This window comes from Mucilaginibacter sp. P4_G9 (genome assembly GCF_056400985.1).
The window spans coordinates 1-3,841 of sequence record NZ_JBFUKF010000455.1 but is presented as its reverse complement, the minus strand read 5'-3'; the positions used below and the strand labels follow the sequence as shown (position 1 = coordinate 3,841).

At 40.1% G+C, this 3,841-nt stretch carries 2 protein-coding genes; both read left to right on the top strand.

Going from position 1 to position 3,841, the window contains the following annotated elements:
- Positions 1-1,965, top strand: a 1,965-nt coding sequence (locus tag AC1DPZ_RS23600) for an ABC transporter permease (RefSeq protein WP_477408072.1), incomplete at its 5' end; no start/stop codon positions are given.
- Between the two features lie 130 nt (positions 1,966-2,095).
- Positions 2,096-3,841, top strand: a 1,746-nt coding sequence (locus tag AC1DPZ_RS23595) for an ABC transporter permease (RefSeq protein ID WP_477408070.1), incomplete at its 3' end; no start/stop codon positions are given.

Here is a 3,841-nt window from a genome sequence, read left to right as displayed (position 1 = left end):
TCCTACAGCCAGATGCTGGGGCGTGTGGTTACTTATGATACTTTAAATACAACTGTTACCGGCATTGTTGAACCGTTGAAAGGTAATACTGACTTTGTATCCTCTGATTTTATATCTTATTCATCGGCACTACATAACAATGCATTAAAAGACGAATTAAGACCCGAACATTGGGGTGGTACAACTCCTGCCTCACAGCTGTTTATAAAATTATCTCCAAATACAACAATTGCACAAATAGAAAAACAACTAAACGGGATACTAAAAAAGCATAACCCGCCAACGCCCTCAAATAAAGGCAACACACGCAGTTTTGCTTTGCAAGCGCTAAGCGATGTACACTTTAATGAGCTTTACGGAACATTTTATAACGGGCGTACAGCCAATAAAACAACCTTATATGGTTTGTTGGCTATAGCGTTGTTTTTGTTATTATTGGGTTGTATCAATTTTGTTAATCTAACTACTGCTCAGGCTGCGCAAAGGGCAAAGGAGATAGGGATCCGCAAAACAATGGGAAGCAGTCGTTTACAACTGATTGTCCAATTTTTAAGCGAGACGTTTTTTATCACGTTGTTTGCTGTAATCATTTCAACCATGCTGGCCCCGTTGATATTAAAACTCTTTAAAGATTTTACTCCCGGAGGAATTAAACTGGATATTTTAGGACAGCCGGACCTTATCATTTTTCTTTTTTTATTAACTATTGTGGWAAGCGTTTTATCGGGCTTTTATCCGGCAGTTTTATTATCTGGCTATAAACCTGTATTGGTACTTAAAAACCAATCAGCAAGCAATAGCGGCAAAACCCGTAATGCCTGGCTGCGCAAATCGTTAACCGTAACCCAGTTTGTTATAGCCCAGTTTTTCATTATGGCTACTTTATTGGTGAGCAAACAGATTTATTATGTAATGCATAAAGATCTTGGGCTTAAAAAGGATGCTATACTCATTATAAACTCGCCATGGAAAAACCGTACCGATAGTCGTAACCAGGTATTTTTAAATAAGCTGAATGCCCTGCCTCAGGTACAAATGGTGAGTATGGGTAAAGATGCACCATCATCAAACAATAGCAACTCAACGGAGGCCACTTATCGTGATGGGAAAAAAGAAATAAAAATGGAGCTGAAGGAAAAATATGGCGATCAGAATTATATCAACGTTTACAAGATCAAATTAATAGCCGGTCGCAACCTGCGGCCTGGTGATACTGCAAAAGCATTCCTGGTAAATGATACTTATACCCGTGCAATAGGTTTTAAAAACCCGCAAGATGCTGTAGGTAAATACATTGATAATTTTAATGGCGATACAAAAATGCAGATCGTTGGTGTTGTGGCCGATTTTCATGCAGAATCATTGCATGCCCCAATTAAGCCTATAGCTATTTTAACGGAGCCTAATCATTATAACAATGGTACATTCCATATCGCATTAAAGCCGCAATCGGGTAGTAGTGACTGGAAAAAAGCTATTTCTGCAATGGAGAAGTCATGGAAGGAAATTTATCCCGAGGATGATTTTGAATATCGGTTTTTTGATGAAAGCATTGCTAAATTTTATGATCAGGAACAGCATACCTCTACCTTACTAACCTGGGCAACGGGATTATCCATATTCATCAGCTGCCTTGGCTTATTGGGTTTAGCCATTCATAATACCAATCAGCGTACTAAAGAGATTGGTGTACGTAAAGTATTGGGGGCCACGGTTTCACAAATTGTTGCCCTGTTATCAACCGAACTGGTGTTGCTTATTGCGTTGGCTTTTGTACTGGTTACGCCGCTGGCATGGTACGCCATGAACAAATGGATGGAAGGCTTTGCAGATCGTACAAGTATCAGCTGGTGGATATTTGTATTAAGCGGAGGGGGCATGCTATTAACTGCATTGATAACATCAGGTTTTCAATCCATCAAAGCAGCAACAGCGAACCCGATTAAGAGTTTGAGGAGCGAATAGGTTTGTTCATTAGTTCATTTGTTCACTGGTTTCATTGGTCTTGTTTGATTGATGTTGACGTGTTAAAAACAAATGCAAAAAACTAATGATCAATGCTACTAATGAACGATTGAACTAATGAACAAATAAGATGATAAAAAATTACTTCAAGATCGCCTTCCGCAATTTCGGTCGGCATAAGCTGTTTACAATGATTAACATTGTTGGTTTATCCATTGGCATTAGTGCCGCATTGGTAATTTACGTTATTGTAAATTTTGATTTTAATTTTGATAAGTTTCACCAGGATGGGGATAGGATATACAGGGTAGTTTCTGAATATTCATTCTCGGGCGAAGTGGCTTATAATAGCGGAGTAGCAGGCCCGCTTCCGGGTGCTGTCAAGTCCGAGGCTACCGGTGTAAAAGATGTGGTGCCATTTTTTACATTATACCAAACAGATGTGCTTGTACCGAAAGCGGGGGCCGATGTTCCGGTTAAATTTAAAAACCAGAATGATGTTGTGCTTGCCGATGGCCGCTATTTCAAGTTATTTAAATACAACTGGTTAGCCGGTTCTCCTTCAACCGCATTAACAGAGCCTTATAAATTGGTCATTACTTCAGACCAGGCTAAAATTTATTTCCCAAATGTGCCTTATAACCAAGTGCTTGGTAAAACTGTAATTTTTGATACTATTAAAACAACAGTTACTGGCATTGTACAAACACCTATACAAAACACAGATTTTTACTTTCGCAATTTTATATCATACAGTACCGGACTGAGCAATGCCGACCTGAAGGGGAATTTGCAATTAACCGAATGGGGCAGCACAACTTCGGCATCATCGTTATTTATTAAGCTTAACGATAACGCGAATGCCGCTAATGTAGAGAAGCAGCTGAATGTATTGCTCAAAAAACATGATCCGCCCAAAAAGGAGAATGCCGGGAATAAACAGATGTTTCATCTGCAGCCATTAAATGACCTGCATTTCAACAAAGATTACAGTAATTTCGATAACGGGCGCATAGCCAATAAAACCACATTATATGGCTTGCTGGTTATTGCCGCGTTTTTACTTGTGCTGGGTTGCATCAACTTTGTAAACCTCACTACAGCCCAGGCGTCACAACGGGCAAAGGAAATAGGTATCCGCAAAACCATGGGCAGTAGCCGCAGTCAGCTTATCGGCCAGTTTTTAAGCGAAACTTTCGTGGTAACGGTATTCGCGGTAATTATAGCCATGTGCCTTGCCCCGGTGATACTTAAATTATTCAAAGATTTTGTCCCAAAGGAAATCACGATTGATTATGTACGCCAAAGCAGCTTAATTTTGTTCCTGGTTGCGCTCACTTTTGTAGTAACCTTACTTTCCGGATTTTATCCGGCATTGGTGCTATCTGCTTATAAACCTGTGCTGGTGCTAAAAAACCAGGCTCAGTCGGGGTCAAGTAAAACCCGCAATGCTGTGTTGCGCAAATCGTTAACGGTAATGCAGTTTATAATAGCCCAGTTTTTCATTATGGCAACCATACTGGTAAGCAAACAAATTTATTATGCTTTGCATAAGGATCTCGGCTTTAAAAAAGATGCTATCGTAAATATTACCATTCCGTTTAAAAACCCACATGTCGGTCTGAAACAAGTGTTTAAAGACAAACTGGCAAGCATTCCACAAGTAGATATGATAAGCATTGGCGGCGCTGCGCCATCGTCAGGCAATACCAACAGCACCGAAATTACCTATAAGGACGGCAGGAAGGAAGTGAAAACGGATGTTCAGCAAAAATATGCCGACGAAAACTATATTAAGGTTTATCATATCAGGTTGCTGGCCGGCCGCAACATCAGGCAGGCTGATTCGGCAAAAGCCCTTATTATTAACAATACC